At 47.8% G+C, this 19,277-nt stretch carries 12 protein-coding genes and 1 pseudogene; 12 read left to right on the plus strand and 1 reads right to left on the minus strand.

What is annotated here, in order from left to right:
• Window position 1: 1 nt before the first annotated feature.
• The 8 genes and pseudogenes from ABD031_RS15925 to ABD031_RS15955 all read left to right on the plus strand — a co-directional run bounded on the left by ABD031_RS15925 (window position 2) and on the right by ABD031_RS15955 (window position 9,239).
• Window positions 2–1,552 carry a GH3 family acyl-acid amido synthetase gene (locus tag ABD031_RS15925; protein ID WP_343853227.1) on the plus strand — a complete coding sequence of 517 codons (1,551 nt, stop codon included), beginning with the start codon at window positions 2–4 and terminating at the stop codon, window positions 1,550–1,552.
• Window positions 1,549–2,172 (plus strand): LysE family translocator, encoded by a 624-nt coding sequence (locus ABD031_RS15930; RefSeq protein ID WP_343853229.1) that lies wholly within the window; start codon window positions 1,549–1,551, stop codon window positions 2,170–2,172. Before ABD031_RS15925 ends, ABD031_RS15930 begins: the two co-directional genes overlap by 4 nt.
• 35 nt (window positions 2,173–2,207) lie before the next feature.
• A complete protein-coding gene (locus ABD031_RS15935) occupies window positions 2,208–2,480 on the plus strand; it encodes a DUF6992 family protein (RefSeq protein WP_343853231.1) in 273 nt (90 codons plus the stop codon).
• Window position 2,481: 1 nt separating this feature from the next.
• A pseudogene (locus tag ABD031_RS22410) lies at window positions 2,482–2,679 on the plus strand (DUF6992 family protein); the annotation flags it as partial.
• 126 nt (window positions 2,680–2,805) lie between these two features.
• Entirely contained in the window at window positions 2,806–3,303 is a 498-nt protein-coding gene (locus ABD031_RS15940; RefSeq protein WP_343853233.1) for a DUF4136 domain-containing protein, read from the plus strand.
• 87 nt (window positions 3,304–3,390) lie between these two features.
• Window positions 3,391–3,726 carry a zinc ribbon domain-containing protein YjdM gene (locus ABD031_RS15945; RefSeq protein ID WP_343853235.1) on the plus strand — a complete coding sequence of 112 codons (336 nt, stop codon included), beginning with the start codon at window positions 3,391–3,393 and terminating at the stop codon, window positions 3,724–3,726.
• A gap of 136 nt (window positions 3,727–3,862) precedes the next feature.
• Entirely contained in the window at window positions 3,863–7,996 is a 4,134-nt protein-coding gene (locus tag ABD031_RS15950) for a hybrid sensor histidine kinase/response regulator transcription factor (protein ID WP_343853237.1), read from the plus strand.
• Between the two features lie 253 nt (window positions 7,997–8,249).
• A complete protein-coding gene (locus tag ABD031_RS15955; RefSeq protein ID WP_343853239.1) occupies window positions 8,250–9,239 on the plus strand; it encodes a glycoside hydrolase family 5 protein in 990 nt (329 codons plus the stop codon).
• 270 nt (window positions 9,240–9,509) lie between these two features.
• Here ABD031_RS15955 and ABD031_RS15960 read toward each other — a convergent pair whose 3' ends face one another.
• Complete coding sequence (locus ABD031_RS15960) at window positions 9,510–9,695, minus strand: hypothetical protein (protein WP_343853241.1); 186 nt, start codon at window positions 9,693–9,695, stop codon at window positions 9,510–9,512.
• 24 nt (window positions 9,696–9,719) lie between these two features.
• Between ABD031_RS15960 and ABD031_RS15965 the strand changes: the two genes are divergently transcribed.
• From ABD031_RS15965 to ABD031_RS15980, 4 genes are all read left to right on the plus strand, one after another.
• Complete coding sequence (locus tag ABD031_RS15965; protein WP_343853243.1) at window positions 9,720–12,878, plus strand: SusC/RagA family TonB-linked outer membrane protein; 3,159 nt, start codon at window positions 9,720–9,722, stop codon at window positions 12,876–12,878.
• A gap of 29 nt (window positions 12,879–12,907) precedes the next feature.
• Window positions 12,908–14,560, plus strand: coding sequence for a RagB/SusD family nutrient uptake outer membrane protein (locus ABD031_RS15970; protein ID WP_343853245.1), 1,653 nt, complete (start codon window positions 12,908–12,910; stop codon window positions 14,558–14,560).
• A gap of 30 nt (window positions 14,561–14,590) precedes the next feature.
• Window positions 14,591–15,865, plus strand: coding sequence for a glycan-binding surface protein (locus ABD031_RS15975; protein WP_343853247.1), 1,275 nt, complete (start codon window positions 14,591–14,593; stop codon window positions 15,863–15,865).
• Window positions 15,866–16,055: 190 nt separating this feature from the next.
• Window positions 16,056–19,253 (plus strand): VCBS repeat-containing protein, encoded by a 3,198-nt coding sequence (locus ABD031_RS15980; protein WP_343853249.1) that lies wholly within the window; start codon window positions 16,056–16,058, stop codon window positions 19,251–19,253.
• Window positions 19,254–19,277: the final 24 nt, after the last annotated feature.

A 19,277-nucleotide genomic window follows, 5' to 3' on the forward strand; every position in this document is an offset into this window, starting at 1 on the left:
TATGGCAATCATCAGCACTTTGCTAAAAAAAGGGATCCGACTTCGGGAGAGTTTGGAACAGGAGTATTCCAGTCCGCTTGACCTACAAAAGGATCAGTTGAAGAAACTTCTACTCAAAGCCAAAGACACCGAGATCGGTAGGAAGTATGATTTTCACGGTATCCTGAAGACGTTTCGGGAGAGTGATGGGACTTTTTATGAGACCTACAAAAGCCAGGTTCCAATCTATGACTATGATTCAATCCACGCCGAATTTTGGCACAGGCTTCTCTCTGGCAAGAAAAACGTCACCTGGCCGGGAGCGGTCAAATACTTTGCGCTGAGCTCCGGCACTTCGGGGTCGGCATCCAAATACATCCCCATCACCAACTCCATGGTGAAGGCCATCAGGCGCACGGGGGTGAGGCAGATTCTGAGCCTTTCCAAGTACGATTTACCCGCTTCGCTTTTTACCAAAGGTATCCTGATGCTCGGAGGAAGTACGGATCTGGAGTTCAACGGAACCTATTTCTCCGGTGATCTGAGCGGTATCACTACCGGGAAGCTGCCGATCTGGTTGCAACGATTTTATAAGCCTGGAAAGAAAATTGCCAGAAATAAAAACTGGGGTGACAAGCTGGATCAAATCGTGGAAAAGGCCAGAGACTGGGATATCGGGATTATAGCTGGTGTGCCGGCATGGTTGCAGATTCTGATTGAAAAGATCATTGAAAAATATCAGGTCAAGCACATCCACGAGATTTGGCCGAATCTGCAGATTTTCGTCCACGGGGGAGTATCCTTCGAACCCTACAAAAAAGGATTTGAAGGGCTGCTGGGCAAGCCGCTGATCTACATCGAAACCTATCTGGCATCAGAGGGATTCTTGGCCTTGCAGGCACTGCCCAATCGAAAATCCATGCGGCTGGTGCTGAACAATGGGATTTTCCATGAATTCATACCTTTCACCGAAGCCAACTTTGACGAGGAGGGGAATGTGAAAGAGAATGCCCAGACGCTCAAAATCGACGAAGTGGAGGAGGGTAGGGACTATGCGCTGCTGATCTCCACCTGCGCCGGTGCCTGGCGCTACCTGATCGGGGACGTCGTTCGCTTTGTGTCTAAAGAAGAATCCGAAATCATCATCACCGGTCGCACGAAGCACTTTCTGAGTCTTTGTGGAGAACATCTGTCCGTGGACAATATGAACAAGGCTATTGAATTGGCCTCTGGCGAACTCAGTATTCGGGTGAAGGAATTTACTGTTTTGGGAGAGCCACATAAAAACCTGTTTGCACACCACTGGTACATCGGATCGGATGATGAAGTTTCGATCAAAAAACTTAAAAACTCCATTGATGAGCACCTGAAAAAGCTGAACGACGACTACGCGGTAGAGCGAAGACATGCCTTGAAACAAGTGAAAGTCACGGTACTTCCGTCGGCAGCTTTTTACGATTGGATGAGATCGCAGGGAAAGGAAGGTGGACAAAACAAGTTTCCGCGTGTTTTAAAAGGAGAGAAGGCAGAAAGTTGGAAGGATTTCTTGGCAGAAAAAGAGTTGGAAAAATGAGTCAAAGTTTGCTGGAGGGGATAAGCATGGGGCTGTTGCTGTCGCTGCTTATTGGGCCAGTCTTTTTTGCCCTGATCAGCAGCAGCATGCAGCATGGTTTCCGATATGCTGCGGTATTGGCTTTGGGAATCTTCGTCAGTGATTCGCTATATGGCTTTTTGACCTATTTTGGCATTAGCTTTTTGGCTAACACGACGCTATTTGAAGAAGTATTGGGATACGTCGGAGGCGCGATTTTAGTCGGTTTTGGCGTCAGTTCATTAATGAAAAGACAGAAGCCGGACGCCAATTCCAAAGCACTCAATCCTCCGGTTGCAAGAAGACGAAACGCTTTCGCCAAAGGATTTAGCATCAATGGCATCAATCCATTCGTGCTGCTTTTCTGGATTTCCATCGCCAGTTTGGTTTCGCTTCGCGATGACTGGACAAGTATCCAGACCTTTTTCTACTATTCGGGGATTTTGCTGACGGTGTTGTGCACTGATCTGGCCAAAGCTTTCGTCGCGAAGCAGCTCAGCCGGTTTGTCACGCCAAAAATTTTGGGCTTGCTCAACAAAGGAGTGGGCGGGGCCTTGATCTTCTATGGGCTGAGGATGATTTACTTGACGTATCAAGTCTGACAAAACTTTCGCATTGGAAAACCAGTCGTGCAAAAATGAAAAAAAGCTCCTTTCACTTTCGGACTGTTTCTACTTGTTTTCTACTTTCTCACATCGCAGGCCAAACCCGCTTGGATTACAACCTCCAAGGAATGATGATTCTGGGCTCTTGGGCGATTGGAAATATGGTCCGGGGTGGGATAGGAGCCAGCCGAACTACCGGAGAAACCAGAGCATTTCATCAGATGAACTTGTATCGGAAATCCGTAAAATCTCTTAGTTGCAGGCTTAGCCTATTGGCATGCGACCAAAGAGTCGCCTGGAAGTGATTTTTGGGCAACGATTGACGCACAGCATGGCATTGAGAAAATCCTTTTGCTCAATGGTTCACTGGATTTGGCCTTCATGACAGGAGGACTTTATAGTAAAGAAAGAGGTTTGCGAACCGATAATTCCAGGTTGATCGGTTTTGGCACGGGGTCATGTATGATTTTCATAAAACTCAAGCGAAAGAATTGGCTGAATTGATGGAGAATATAAGTTTGGGACTAGCCGGATCTTCCGTTCGAATACCTTGGTGAGAAAGCTGGCTATCGGAAAACTATTTTATAGTTTTCTCGTATTTTTAGTCAGTTCCATTAAATCTATCTACGGATGAAAAATCTCATTTTGGTTTCTGTCGCTTTTTTTATTTTTTCCTCCTGCAAAACCTCCGAAACCGTTACCGTGGACGCTGTTGCGAACAATGAGAAACTCGGACAATACCAAACCTTCAAAGTAGTAGAAGATAGTTATTCTGACAAGAGAAACGAACAGCTCACCATGGCTTTCCGAGAGGGATTGCTCAGGTATGGTTTCGAAGAGTCCTCAGAGAATCCTGATTTTTTGATTCAAGCAGTCGTGGTTACCAGAGATCTGGTTCGAAATCGCGTCTACAACGGCAACGCTTTCTCCAGTATACCCACTTCGAGTATTGTGGAAGGTACAATAAACACCGGTATGGTGGGTAAGGTGATATTTTTGATTCAAGACACAAAGACTAATGATATCTCCTGGATGGGTGTGGGGACTGGCATCACCTACGGGCTGAAGCAAATGAATGCGGAATACCTCGATATCGCAGTCTATCAACTCTTGGCTACACTGAATTGATTGGTGAGCAGCCCTAACTTGGAATGTTAGAATGCCGATTTTCCGGTGATCCAACCATTCGGTACTAGAATAGCGTATTTTTGCCGAATGGAAAATTTACCCTCTTGCCCGAAGTGTAAGTCAGAGTTCACCTATCCAATGGACAATCTGCTGGTCTGTCCAGAATGTAGCCACGAGTGGGTTCCGGAGGAAATTGAAGTAGAGGTAGGTTTGGTGGTGAAAGATGCCAACGGAAACCTGCTCTCTGACGGCGACGCAGTCGTGATCGTGAAAGACCTTCCGGTGAAAGGAGCGCCGAAACCCATCAAGGCAGGCACCAAGGTGAAGAGCATCCGCCTAGTCGAAGGCGATCACAACATCGATTGCAAGATTGATGGATTTGGCTCGATGGCGCTGAAGTCTGAGTTTGTGAGGAAAGCATAGGGCTAAAGGAACCTGTTGATTCAAAAAAAACCATCGATATTCCCGTCGTGTTTTCATTGGCTGAATTTTTTGTTTCTTTTGGAAATGTGCCATTGGTCGTCGAGCTAAGTTAATCCTTTGTCAACAAAACAGGGATTTGCCGCTGATTCAAAATAATATGGGGAGAGTAGGACGGTATTTTCTAGGAACTTGTTTGGTGTGGATCATGTCACTTCAGCAGCTGAGCGCGCAGTCTCAGCTGGAGGAGCTGGTTTTCCGCAATCTTGACGAGGATTTGGGTCTTTCTAATTCCAATGTCCTCTCAATCCTTCGTGACAATAGTGGGATGATGTGGTACGGAACTGCCTTTGGGCTATATCGCTACGATGGTACTCGGGTCAAGGCTTTTTTCAATACCAATGACTCCACTTCGATTTCACATAATTCGATCTATAAACTCGGCATCGGTCCAGATGATAAACTGTGGGTGAAGAACGTCAACGGCAGCTATGACGTCTACGACCCAAAAAGTGGAAAATTTACTCGAGGAACAGCGAAGTTCACGCGTGAGTATCACCTGGCTTCCGATTCGATCGGAATAGTGATGAAGGACCGCCAAGGTCGATTTTGGTTTACTCACACGCAGCAAGGAATCAGCATCTTTGACCCAAAGTACCAAACCACCAGCTACCTAAAAGCGGGCACCATCAATGGCAATTTGGCAACCGGGCAAATGGCTGCCGTCGCGGAGTCCCCTGATGGGATGATTTGGGCAGTTGATCAGGCCGGAACGGTAGAACTTATCGATCCCAATCGACTCATTGTTACAAAAACCCTGAAACTTCCCAAATCAAAGATCCCCGCCTTGGCAAACTATGACCTGTTTATAGACTCGGAGGGGGACGCCTGGATTTACAATCCCGAGCAGGATTTAGGGGTGTTTTGGATCGATGGGCTCAGTCATGAGATTCGGGTGTGTCGGGAGGGCGATGGCGAACTGCGTCTGAACAACAACATGGTTAAGGCGGTGGTTGAAGCTAAAAAGGGTCAAATCTGGCTCGGCACGGATCATGGTGGCATCAACGTGATCGATAAGGAGTCGGAAACGGTAGGATTTTTTTATGACAAAAGCAATCCTGAATTGGCAATGCCGCATAACGTGGTGTATGCCTTATACAAGGATCCGGAGGATATTGTCTGGATTGGTACCCATAAAAAAGGAGTCTCCTACTACCATCAAGGTTTGCTTCGGTTTTCTCACGTTAGAAAAATTTTCTCCGATCCTAATTCCCTGCCATTCAACGATGTCAATGCCTTTGCTGAGGACAGTTTAGGGAACCTATACATTGGCACGAATGGGGGAGGCCTGATCTACCATGACCGCAAGACAAATCAGTATAAACAATACAGACACGATCCGGACAATCCAAAAAGTCTGACTGGCGATGTCATCGTGGACTTGATGCTGGATCACGAGGGAATTTTGTGGGTAGGAACCTACCTCAATGGACTGGGGAAATTTGACGGTCGCACATTCACCAATTATCCTTACCAACAAGGTGCGACGAATGGGATTCCGGGGCCGAATATTTGGAAGCTTTTTGAAGACAGCAAAAATAGGATCTGGATCGGTACACTGAGATCGGGCATGTCGATGTTGGATCCGGATCGCAAAACCTTTCATAATTATCCTGCGGGCAGTGCACCATTCAGGACAAACAATCAATACATCACCGGCTTCACTGAAGACAAGGCCGGGAATATCTGGATCGGGGGAGGCAGTGGGCTGAACGTCATCAATTACGATAAAAACACGACCTCTTTCTATTCAGACACCCAAGACAATGGACTGAAGGAGTCGAGTTTTACGGAGCTTTTCACCGATTCGGAAGGAGTCATCTGGGCCGCGACACAAAAAGGCCTGCACTATTTTGACAATCGGGACAGCGTCTTTGTCTTTTATGGACTCGAGCAAGGACTTCCGTCAGATTATCTAGTCGACGTGTTGGAGGACGACCGGAGCAATCTTTGGATCAGCACCCAAAAGGGGCTGGCCTATGCGCAGGTGAACCGTCGCTCGAGACCCTTCCAGATTGTTTTCCAAAACTTTGACCAAAAAGATGGCTTGCAGGCCTCTCTTTTCAATAAAAACTCGGCGCTCAAAACCAAGTCTGGGGAGTTCATCTTTGGCGGGCCAAATGGCTACAATATTTTCAAGTCGGAAAACTTCGCTTTTGAGCAAAACAATCCTCCTGTGGTCTTTACTTATTTCCAACTGTTCAATGAAATGGTCGAGGTCGGACAAGAGATTGGAAATCGAGTGCTGCTCACCAAATCCCTGGAACACACCGAAAAGTTGATCCTGAACCATGACGAAAACATGTTCAGCATTGGGTTTAGTGCGCTTAATTTTCTTTATCCGGAAAAGAATAAATACCGCTATAAATTGCTCGGGTTCAACGGGGAATGGATCTATCTCAATGATGACCTGGCCAAAGTCACCTTTACCAACCTGGATCCCGGTACCTACACCTTGATCGTGCAGCCGGGTACCATGTTGGAAGGATGGAGTACGGAAGAGTACCCATTGACGATCGTGATTCAGGCTCCGTTTTGGAGGACGCCGATCGCTTATTTCTTGTATTTGCTTGTTCTGGCGGCGTTGGTTTACTTTTTTAGAAATCAACTGCTGGTACGGCATAGGGAGAAATTTGAGCGGGAAAATGCGATTAGAGAGGCCAAGAGAGTCCAAGAATTGGATCGGTTGAAAACCAAGTTTTTTACAAATCTTAGCCATGAGTTCCGGACTCCGCTTTCTTTGATTTTGACTCCGACGGAGCACTTGATTGCCGGATCCCAGGATTCGATGTTGACGGGACAATACCGCATTATACAGCGCAATGCCCGCCGGCTGCTGAAACTAATCAATCAACTTTTGGATGTGAAAAATGTCGACAAAGGTGCATTGGCTTTTCACCCGTCGGAGGGCGACATTGTGCAGTTTGTAAGAGAAAGTATTGCCGACTTCAAGGAGCTTTCAGAAAATCAACACATCGAGTTAAGCTTCGAATGTGGGTTAGATTCTCAGCAGGCAATCTTTGACTCTGATAAGCTCGAGAAAATTATTTTTAACCTGCTGTCCAACACCTTCAAATTTACACCGGAGGACGGCAAGATCACGGTGAACTTGGAGTTGCAGATTGAGCAGGAAGACAAGGGGATTATGTCGCTATCCGTGTCGGATACCGGAGTGGGAATCTCTGAGGAAGATCAAAAGAAAGTCTTCGATCGCTTCTTTACTACCGAAGGTCACGGTCATCAGTTGAACCAGGGAAGTGGAATTGGACTTTCGCTTGCTCAGGATTTTGCGAGGGTCATGGGGGGGAATATCACCCTGCAAAGTGAACTGGGTAAGGGTTCGGTGTTTATATTGACTATGCCGATTGGATTGATTTTGTCGGAAGAATGGGAAGAAAATGGGCTGCCAGATGAAGCTTTGTCCCAATCGCAAAAAGATAGCATCCTGATCGTGGAAGATCATCGGGAATTCAGAAACTATCTGAAGGACTGCCTGTCTGAAACCTACCATGTAATGACCGCTGCAAATGGGGTGCAGGCATGGGAGATAGCACAGGAGCAGATTCCGGATTTGGTGATCTCGGATTGGATGATGCCAATGATGGACGGGAAGGAACTTTGTCAGAAAATCAAGGGTGACATCAAGACTTCCCACATTCCGGTAATCTTGCTGACGGCAAAAAAGTCTGACGAGAACCTTCTTAAAGGGCTGGATAGTGGGTGTAACCTTTACCTCACTAAGCCTTTCAATCTTGAAGTATTAAATCTGAGTATCAAAAACCTCCTCCGTGAACGAAACGTCCTGCAGGAGCAAAACCGCAAAAAGATAGAAGTTAACGCAACCGAAGTGGACGTGGTCTCTATGGATGACTTGCTGATCCAGAGGGCGGTTGAACTGGTGGAGCGACACCTGGACGATACGCAATTGTCGGTTGAATTTTTGAGTGCTGAGTTAGGGATGAGCCGGGTGCACCTCTATAAGAAACTTCAGTCGCTCACGGGAAAAAGCCCGATTGAATTCATCCGCTTGATCCGGATGCAGCGTGCGGCACAATTGCTTTGTAAAAGCAAGCTGAATGTGTCCGAAATCGCTTACCAAGTCGGATACAACAACGCCAAGTATTTTGCCAAGCACTTCAAGGCCGAATATGAGATCCTACCATCGGAGTATGCTGCCAAACAGATGCCGGTAGGTAGTGACCAGTCTCGGTGATCTCTGCGGACATGTCATTTCGACCGCAGGGAGAAATCTTTTTATGTGGAGCAGCGGTATGTTTGAAAAGATCTCTCCTAACGTCTAGATGACTGAATACAGCGACTGATCACTGAAACTTCCCTTCATTGTTGTATGCGACGACGCCTTACCTTCCCATTGTTAACTTTCACCCCCCCAATCCGAAACAATCGGTACCCATCGGGTCGAATTGATTGGCTTAAACTTGCTCCTCAATTAACCGACCCAATCCATGAAACGATTCTTGATCCTTTGTCTGGCGCTGATGGCGTCATGCACTGAGGCGTCTGAGCCTTCCCAACAAACTCCTGACGTCAAACCTCCCGAAGAAATCTCCACCCAAAAATATTTTGGACCGCTCCAGGTCAAAGGCACCCAACTCAGTGATCAGGACGGGAATCCGGTGATGCTGCGGGGGGTCAGTTTTGGATGGCACAACTGGTGGCCAAGATTTTACAACGAGGCTGCCGTCAAATGGCTCAAGTCAGATTGGAATGCAAATGTAGTCCGTGCATCCATGGGAGTCGATCCCGATGGCGCCTATCTGGAAAACCCGGATTTTGCGCTAGAAAAGATGAAGGCAGTGATTGAAGCGGCCATTGCCGCTGACCTTTATGTCATCATCGACTGGCACAGCCACGACTTGTATCAGGACGAGGCGTTGGAGTTTTTTGGTGAAATGGCAAAGACCTACGGCAAAAATCCTCATGTGATCTACGAGCTTTTCAATGAGCCGGACTATGAGACTTGGGGGGAAGTCAAAGCATACAGCGAGGCACTCATTACCGAAATCCGAGCTCACGATCCCGACAATATCATCTTAGTCGGCTCACCCACCTGGAGTCAGGACCTGCACTTGGTCGCCCAGAATCCAATCCGAAACCAGATCAACATCATGTACGTGCTGCACTTCTATGCGGCAACGCACAAGGACTACCTGCGAACCAGAGCGGACGCAGCGCTTAACGCCGGCCTAGCGATCTTCGTGTCGGAATGTGCAGGGATGGAAGCGACTGGAGACGGGCCGATCGATCAGGCATCTTGGAACGCTTGGCTTACTTGGATGGAAAGTAAAAGAATAAGCTGGACAGCCTGGTCAGTGGCGGACAAAGATGAAACCTGCTCCATGCTCATGCCCAGCGCTTCGTCAACGGGAAATTGGACGGAGGCTCAGCTCAAACCCTGGGGTCAGGCTGTGCGAAAAATCCTAAAGGAAAAGTAAAGTCTTTAGGCTTGATGCAGAGTTAAAAACTGGCTTCGAAACTGAAGTCATTTAACAAAAAGGAAACTTTGCGATAGAATGTCCAAAAAAATAGCAAAAAAGGATTTTCCAAAACAGCTCGAAAACCCCGTTTAGGGCATTTTCAATCGATATTTTACGGTGTTAACATTTGATACCCGTATTGAAAACATTTGAGTACCCTCCTTTAAAATACCTCAAACTACATTTATTCGGATCAAAACAATAAGCCCAAAACCTCGATCCATTGCTTCAAATTATTTGCTCTGCAAGTGTAAACTGGAGTCCTTGTACTTCGAAAGTGATGGAATATTCGGTGGTTTCTTTGGGAATATCGCAGCGATTTTTTACCCCAAACTCATACACCGTGAACAAATCAACTGTCAATGAATTCTCCTCCCTGGAAAATGCCTTTTCCCTCACATACCTATTATTCAATTTCTAATAATTAAACCCTTAATGATGAAAAAATTATTACCACTATGGCTTATGCTGTTGGTAGGGGTGGTTCAAGCCCAGGTGACCGTGCGAGGCACAGTTACTTCCTCGGGTGACGGCCTTTCCCTACCCGGAGTAACGGTTTTGGTCAAAGGAACCACCACCGGTGTCGCCACCGACGGAGATGGGCGCTATTCCATCTCCGCCCCTAATGCCAACTCTGTGTTGGTTTTTAGCTTTATCGGCTTCAAATCCCAGGAGATTTTGGTAGGAAACCAATCCACCATCGACGTGACTATGGAGGAGGATATGTCCTCTCTCGATGAGGTTGTCGTCGTAGGTTATGGTACCATGAAAAAACGGGACATGTCCAGTGCCCAGGTTTCTGTAACCTCCGAAGACATCGAGCGCACGGTAAATACGACCGTGGAGCAAGCCCTTCAAGGCCGTGCTGCGGGTGTCTATGTCACGCAAAACACCGGTGCACCAGGAGGAGGCATCTCAGTCAACATCCGCGGGATCAACTCCATCAGTGGTACCAACCAACCGCTTTATGTGATTGACGGAGTGCAGATACAGCCTCAGACTGTGTCCTACGGCAATACGTCAAGTACCAATCCCATGGCTGGTCTAAACCCAAGTGACATTGAATCCATGGAAGTTCTTCAGGGTCCATCAGCGACGGCTATCTACGGTTCACGTGGTACCAATGGGGTAATCATGATCACCACCAAGCGCGGCAAATCCGGCATGACCAAGATCAGCTACAACTACCTCTACAGCTTGCAGGACAAGCCTGATGAGTTGGATGTAATGACGCTCAGTCAATATGCGACCATGACCAACGAGATTCGGGAGATCACAGGTGGTGATCCTCCCGCGGCATTTCTTGACCCAAGTTTGCTGGGTGATGGGACTAACTGGCAGGACGCACTGTTCAAAACAGCCGGTCTAAACAAGCACACCCTGAACCTATCAGGAGGTAACGAGGCAACTCAATTCTACATTTCCGGTGAGTACTTCAGCCAGGATGGTGTTGCTATCGGCTCGTCTTTCGACAGGTATTCTCTCAGAACCAACATCGACAACCAAACCAGGAAATGGTTGAAGATCGGAATGAACCTTCAGTTGTTTCACACTGATGAGCAGTTGGCTACGGGTAGTTCCGACGTCATCAACAACGCGATCCAAATGGCGCCAAATATTCCGGTGACTAACCCGGATGGCTCTTGGGGTGGCGCGGATCCAATCAACGGTTCCAGCTTGCAGTTTACACCTGCCAACCCAATTGCTTTGGCAAATCTGCTCGATCGATCCTATATCAGAAGAGGTGCGCTGGGTGGATTCAACATCGAGATCGGTATCGTCGAAGGATTGAAATTCAGAACGATGCTAAACGGAAACGTCAACTATAACAACGGACATTTCTTCACGCCAACCTACACCCTCGGTTCGGTAACAAACGATGTCAATAGCCTAAACAAAAACACCGATTCCAGCTTTGGCTGGAACTGGAGCCAAATGTTGAACTACAGCAAAGTATGGGGTAAGCATGCTGTGGACGTAATGGCCAGCCACGAAGCACAGGCTAACGAATACGAATATCTGAATGCAGGGAGAGTAAATTTTCCTTCCAATGATCTTCAGGAAATGGGGCTTGGATCTGCTCAAGGAGCAACCAATGGCGGTGGCGCAGGTCACTGGGCAATGGAGTCTTTCTTCGGTAGAGCGAACTATACATTCAACGAAAAATACATTGTTCTTGCAGCCTTTAGAGCAGATGGATCTGCAAATTTCGGGCCTGACAACCGTTGGGGATATTTCCCATCCATGTCAGCAGCTTGGAGAGTTTCTGAAGAAAGCTTCCTCAGCAATGCCACTTGGATGGACGAGTTGAAGCTTCGTTTCGAGACGGGTTTGACTGGTAACCAAGGAAGTGCAAATGCTATCTACGCGCCGTTGAGCTCACCAAGTATACCTACGCCATGGGGCAGCGGGTTCTTGGTTTCCAGATTCGGTAACCCGGCTTTGAAATGGGAAGAGACATCTACAGTCAATTTCGGATTCAACTTGAACATGTTCAACAACAGAGTGCAGGTCGAGGCAGACTACTATATAAAAAAGACGGACAACCTCCTGCTACCAAACCCACTTCCCTGGTACATGGGAACTTCGGGCGAGGGAAGCATCGGAACTCCAACGGTCAACATCGGCGCACTTGAAAACAGAGGCTACGGCATCACGATCAATACGATCAATATCGACAACCGTGCAAGCACGTTTAAATGGACTTCCAATTTCAATTTCTCAGGGTTCAAAACAGAGATTACCAAATTCTTCTCTGAGACGGCCTTCATCGATCGTACGGCTTGGTACATGAACAATTTTACCCAGCGGGCTATCCCAGGACAAGCTCCTTGGTTATTCTTTGGATATAAAGCGGATGGAATTTTTCAATCCATCGAAGAAGTCGAGTCGAGTGCCCGCCCGGTAGATAACGCAGGAGCTCCTCTTCCGGTGAGTGAGACCAACGGGATCTACGTGGGGGATATCAAATATGTCGATATCAACGAGGATGGCGTGATTGATGAACGCGATCAGACTTTTATTGGCAACCCCTGGCCGAAGTTTACTTTCGGTACTACCCAGCAGTTTTCCTACAAAAACTTCACGCTGGACGTATTGTTGACCGGCTCCTTTGGAAACGACATCTACAACTACACCCGATTCAACAACACGAATCCCAATAACGTGAACTTGGGAAGAAACATGCTCTTGGAGACTTACGGCTATGCCCGTGTTGAGATGGATGACAGCGGAAATCCGTATCTGAGCAATCCCGAGGCGACCATTCCAAGAATCACCGCGACCGATCTCAATGGAAACGGTACCAGAATCTCCGACCGATTTGTAGAAGACGGTAGCTATATCCGGATCAAAAACATCCAGCTAGCCTACGCTTTTCCTTCATCTCTGATGGGGAAACAAAAGGTAATCCAGGGAGCAAGACTGTCGGCAGGAATCCAGAATGCATTCACTTTTACCAAATACAAAGGCTATGATCCCGAAGTGGGTGCCTATGTAGGTAACAATGTGTCCGCGGCAAATCAGCTGATTGGTGTCGATTATGGCCGATATCCATTGACCAGAATGTACACCTTCAGCTTAGGTATTGATTTCTAATCCGAAAAATGAAAACGATGAAAACTAACATGAAATTCCTAAATATAATGGCAGGCGCTACGCTCTTGCTGGGAGGATTGGTAGGTTGTTCGGAAGAATTTCTGGATAGACCGCCTCTTGATGCGATTGTGGACGCAAATTTCTACAAGACCGATGACCAAATCTTGGCTGCTTCTGCACCGCTATACAATATGGTATGGTTTGCCTACAACGACAAAGCCAGCCATGGCATCGGAGATGCACGGGGTGGTATCCTGACTTCAGGATCCTACCAGCTCGAAAACGTCCGTTTCAACACCACCGGTGAAACAGCCGAAAATGGAGCCTCTTGGCGTGCATTCTATAACGTAGTCGCCCAGTCCAACTCGCTGATCAACAACATCCAGCAGTTTGTGGGTGAGGACGTGACGGATCGGATCAAAAACCACGGCCTTGCCGAAGGCAGATTTATGCGTGGATTGGCGTATTCCTACTTGGTACAAAACTGGGGTCCAGTGCCGATCATCACCAACAATACGGCTTTGCTTCAGGATACGACTATTTCCCGAAACACCGAGGAATCAGTCTGGCAGTTCATTATCAAGGACTTCAGATATGCTTCGGAGAATCTTCCCGAAACTGCGGTATTGAGCGGACGTCTGACCAAATGGAGTGCTCAAGGCATGTTGGCCAAGATGTACCTGACCAAGGCAGGTGTAGGCGGTACCAGAAAACAATCCGACCTCGATTCCGCTGCCTATTTTGCAAAAAGTGTCATTGACAACAGCGGTGCGACACTTTTGCCGGAATATGAAGACCTGTTCAAAACCAAAAACAATGGCAACGTGGAGACCTTGGCCGCTTTGCAGTGGGTGTATAACGCCGGTCAGGCGGGTCAGTGGGGCGCACAAAACTCCGTGCAAGCTTTCCTTGCTTTCGGCTCAGAAATCACCGGTTTTGGTGACGGATGGGGTGGAGACATCGGAGCTTCCAAGTGGATGCTGGACATGTATGATGATTTGGTTTTTGACAAAAGAAGAAAAGCTTCCTTCATGTTTCCTGGGGACCATTATCCTTATATCACGCAGGTGCCTCCCGGAGGATCTGCGCAGCAGCTCAGAGTTCCGGCTAGAAGCTTGGACGGCAGCCGACCATATAATGGCCGAGCTTGGGTGAAAAAATACGTCGTCGGCAGACCCGAAGACAACGAGGGAAAAGTGGTGCAGCAAGGCACTGAGATCAATACTTATATCCTTCGATTGGCTGATGTCTATTTGACTTATGCAGAAGCAGTTTTGGATAAAAACCCTGCTGAAGCCTTAAAGTATGTCAACCTTGTTAGGAAGCGTGCCGGAGTCAACGAGCTGGACAACGTCACTTGGCAGGCGATCTTCGAGGAAAGGATCAAGGAATTTGCGATGGAAGGTCAGGCATGGTACGAGTTTACCAAACTGCAATACTACGATCCAGCTAAGGCTTACAGCATCTTAGCCAACCAAGATCGTGGCACTTTCAGAATCTACGCGGACCAGATTCCTGATCCGACCTTGTGGGAAATTGAGATTCCAGACTCTGACACCTCGCCAAGGTTCTTTGCGGTAGGGGAGTCAAATTTTAAGATTCCGATTCCATCTTCAGAATTGTCTCGGGCGCCCAATTTGCGAAAGCCTCCAGTGCCGTATGATTTCACGGCAGGAAACTGATCTTTAGGATTTTAAACCTTCGAAAATCAAATGAACATTATCAAAAATATAACTCAATCTTCTCCTTCGATGCTGGTAGCAGGGATGCTGATGGCGACGGTTTTCCTTGGCGCTTGCCAAGAAGAGGATGAAATCAGTGTGGGCCCGCCGACAATCGAGCGGGTGAGGACAACTGACCCGACCACAGCGGATAGCGCATTTACTTCAGCGACCTTGGGAAGTACAATAGCCATCTTGGGTACCAACTTCCTGGGAACACAGGAAGTATACCTGAATGACTACCCACTCGGTGTGAACACTGCCTATGTGACCAACACCAACGTCATCGTGACGATAGGAGACAGCGTGCCAACTGTCGCCACCGACCCTAACGTGTCAAACAAATTGAGATTGGTGACCAAAAGCGGTGAGTCTATCATTGAATTTCAGACGCTCCCTCCAGCTCCACAGATCCTTCAGGTTAAAAATCAATACCTAAAAGCAGGAGATAAAATGACTCTTTTCGGTCGCTATTTCTACTTCGTGGATACGGTTTATTTTCCCGGAGAGGACGTGTTTGTCACTTCTGGTTTTGAAACGAATTCCTCAGGTACCTCTCTTTCGGTGACTGTGCCGGATGGCTTGGACTTCAGTGAATTTCAATCTATCAGAGTCGTGACCAAAAGTGGGGGCTCTGCCACCAACCGAAATACCCAAATCTACAATGGGAAAGGGATGGTCGCAGACTTTGATACCGATGGAGCACTCAAGTGGCCTTGGGACTGGGGGTGGGGAATGTCAGGTGACATGATCCAATCCAGTCAGCCAGGCATCGAAAGCCTTGACGGTGATTTTGGTGGGATGAATCAGGCTTTTCCGGCCAACTACGGCTGGAACAACGACAAGGTAATCAACCTCACTAACTGGGGAGGAGAGCAAATCTTCCCAACCGTTCCGGCTGACGAATATAATTCAAGTGCGCCGTCGGCCAACTTCGACGTACGGTTTGACATCGCCATCAATACGACCGAAAATATTACGGGACTGGAGCTGCAAATCTGGTTTCCTTCCAAAAATGGAGACCTGTCTTATAATATTCCATTGAGTGACTTTATCAAAGCGACTGATGGTAGTTGGTACACGCTTTCGTCTGCGCTAAATAGATTGACCAATGGCTCGACTCGATTGAACACCTACGGAGAATTGCTGGCTGGAGACAAAAGTGGCACAAAGCAATTACGCTTGGTAGTCATCAACACGACCAGCAATGACATCAAAGCTGTGGTCGGCATAGACAATGTCCGCATCGTCAGAGCGGTTCAATAATTTCATAGACGGTTTTACATATTCAGTCTCCGAGGCAGAGGGTTTTGCCTCGGAGATTTTTCTAATACAACGACCCACCTAAAATACACATCCAGCCTTGGTTTGCTTTCACCTGCCTTTTCTTTCACGCTTGACAGTTCTGCTGTTGGCTGTTTGTTTTTTTTCGGGATGCAAAAAGAAAGAAAACAAGGTGGCATATCTTTTCCAGGCTGTTGAAGCCAATTCTTCCGGCCTGCATTTTACCAACCAAATCCAAGAAACCGCCCAGGCCAATATTCTGACCTACCAGTATTTCTATAATGGAGGCGGCGTGGCCGTGGGCGACCTGAACAACGACGGGCTTGAAGACTTGTATTTCACCGCCAACCAAGGCCAAAACAAACTTTTCCTCAATCAAGGAAATCTGAAATTCCGCGACATCACGCTGGCCACCGGCACGGGCGGGAGAGAACAAGCCTGGTCCACAGGCGCGGTCATCGTCGACATCAATGCTGACGGACTCAAAGACATTTACCTCTGCTATTCTGGCGATTTGCCGGGGGATATGCGGAGAAACCAACTTTTTGTAAACCAAGGGTTAGACGCTAAAGGCATTCCTTTTTTCAAGGAGATGGCGAAAGATTTCGGGCTTGATGATCCGGCTTTTTCCACCTCGGCCTACTTCTCAGACTTGGACAAAGACGGAGATCTGGACATGCTCTTGCTCAATCACAATCCGGCGCTCTTCAATAACCTGAATGCAAATGCATTCAAGAGGATGCTTGCGACTTCCGACACGATGAGCTCCAGCAAGATCTATCGAAATGAAGAGGACAAATTCAGAGACGTATCTGCCGAGATCGGCATTGCAACCGGCACGCTGAGCTATGGGCTGGGCGCGAGCATTGCGGACTTCAATGGCGACGGATGGCCGGATATCTACATCGGCAACGACTATTCTGCTCCGGACTATTTCTACGTCAATCAGGGGGACGGGACTTTTGTCGATCAGCTTCAATCGTCATTTGGACACACGAGTCTCTATTCCATGGGAGTCGATGCGGCGGATATCAATCGCGACGGCCATCTGGATCTGATCTCGCTGGACATGCTGCCGGAGGATGGCAAGCGACAAAAACTTCTGCACAGTCCGGAGAATTACGAGCACTACGAGCTTTTTCTCGAAGTGGGTCTGCACCATCAGCTGATGCGGAATATGCTTCAGGTCAATAACGGCAACGGCACGTTTTCGGAGATCGGGCAGGCCGTAGGGATTGCAGCGACGGACTGGAGTTGGGCACCGCTTTTTGCGGATTTTGACAACGACGGGTGGCAAGACCTGTTTATTTCCAACGGTTTCCTGAAGGACTTCACCAACCTGGATTTCATCAACTACCGACAGGAGGTTTTGCAAAATCCCAAGCCGGGGCAGCAGCAAGTCTTGGATCTGATCGCCGCGATGCCAGCAACCAAAGTCGGAAACTATGCCTTCAAAAATGAGAACGGGAGTTCGTTTAAAAACACTTCTGCTGCTTGGGGACTCGATATCCCAGGCAACAGCAACGGAGCGGTGTACGCCGATCTAGACAATGACGGCGACTTGGATCTTATTCTCAATAACTTGAACGAACCCTCTCAAATCTATAGGAATGGGAGTTCTGAGACTGGAAATACTCATTTTCTTCAGGTGAAATTGAACGGCGCTGAAGGAAATCCCTCTGGAATCGGTGCCAAAATCAAGGTGTATTCCCAAGGAGAAGTTCAATATCAGGAGCAGCAGATTTACAAAGGTTTTCAGGGAAACGTAACCGAGGTTTTGCACTTCGGTTTGGAACGCGACACCGTGGACTCGATGAGAATCGAGTGGCTTTCTGGTGAGCAACAAACCTTAGTTTCTCCGAAAATCAATCAGCGCCTGGAGTTGAATTTTCAAGATGCCGCGCCGAAAACTTCCGCCAATGGAGAAACAGCGTCGAGGTTTGAGATTGCATCGCAAAACAAATTTGGCCCTGCTGTTATGGAATTCAATGACTTTAAGCGCCAAAGCCAATTGCTCTATGGGCTGAGTCAACCCGGGCCGGTGATGGCCAAAGGGGATGTGAATGGTGATGGAGAATCAGATATAATTTTCACGACGTATAGGGGGCGTTTTTGGTTGATTGATGGCAAAAGACAGGAGCTTCTAGCGTTTCCGCTGATTGAGGGCACGCTGACTATTTCTGCGCTGCTATGCTTCGACGCAGACGGCGATGGCGATCTAGATATTTATCTGGGGAAAGGTGGCTACGGAAATCTCACCGATTCGGATCCGGCGCTCCAGGATCAATTGCTCATAAACAACGGCAAGGGGAATTTCCAACCAGCCGAAGCGGGCAAATTACCGAGAAGACTTACTGCGACTGATGTGGCCGTTGCTTGGGATCATGACGGAGATGGTGAAAATGAGGTCTTTGTCGGCAGCGGCTACACGCCTGGAAAATGGCCGGAGTCAGCTGGCTCTTACCTTTTGAAGAAAAGCGGAGAGAAGTTTGAGCTCCTTGAAGATCCCGTATTAGTAGACTTGAAACGGGTCAAAGCCGCTGTGGCCTATGACTTGGACGGGGATGGAAAAGGTGAGTTGATCGTCGCGTCGGAGTTTGATAGGCTTCGGGTGATCAGTTTTGAAAATGGAAAGTTGGAAGACCGGACGCTGGAGTTTTTTGCTGATGGTAAATCGGGACTGTGGCGATGTCTTTTGCTGGAAGACTTGGACGGCGACGGAAGCCCCGAGCTTTTGGCTGGAAATTGGGGCTTGAATTCCCGCCTTAAGACGGAATCGAACATTCCGGTTCGGATTTATTTTACCGATTTTGATGCAAACGGTTCTGTCGATCCACTAATGACTTTCCCTATTCAAGGAAAGGAAGCGCCATTCCTTTCACGGGACGAACTTGCTGGGCAGCTATATCGAAAAAAGGCACTTTTTCCGACCCATGAAGGATTTTCCACCGCAACGATCAACGAAATTTTAACAGCAGAGGAACTTTCAAAAGCGGAAATCCTCTCCGCCGAAATCTTGGAAACCCAACTCTTTACCTTGAATAACGGCAAGTTCGAAACCGTTTCTCTTCCGGCTCAGGTTCAGTTTTCACCGATCAATGCGGCAGTTTCGCTTTCGGGACACCGAGGTCAAAAGTATTTGCTGTTGGGAGGAAATCAGGATAATCCAAGGTTGAAGGTCGGGCGGCTCGATGCCAACCGAGGACTCTTGCTGGAGCTGGATTCGGTGAAAAAAAGCTGGAAAACCGTCCCTCAGTCGGAGTCTGGATTTGAGTTAGATGGGGAGGTGTCGGCGATTCAGAAGTTGGGTAGGGAAGTGTGGATTGGTACAAGAGGCAAAGGCTTACAATCTTTCAAACAGCTTGATTAAACTGTTTTGGTGAAAATTATAAAA

The sequence above is a fragment of the Algoriphagus jejuensis genome (assembly GCF_039523455.1).
In the GTDB taxonomy this organism is placed as follows: domain Bacteria; phylum Bacteroidota; class Bacteroidia; order Cytophagales; family Cyclobacteriaceae; genus Algoriphagus; species Algoriphagus jejuensis.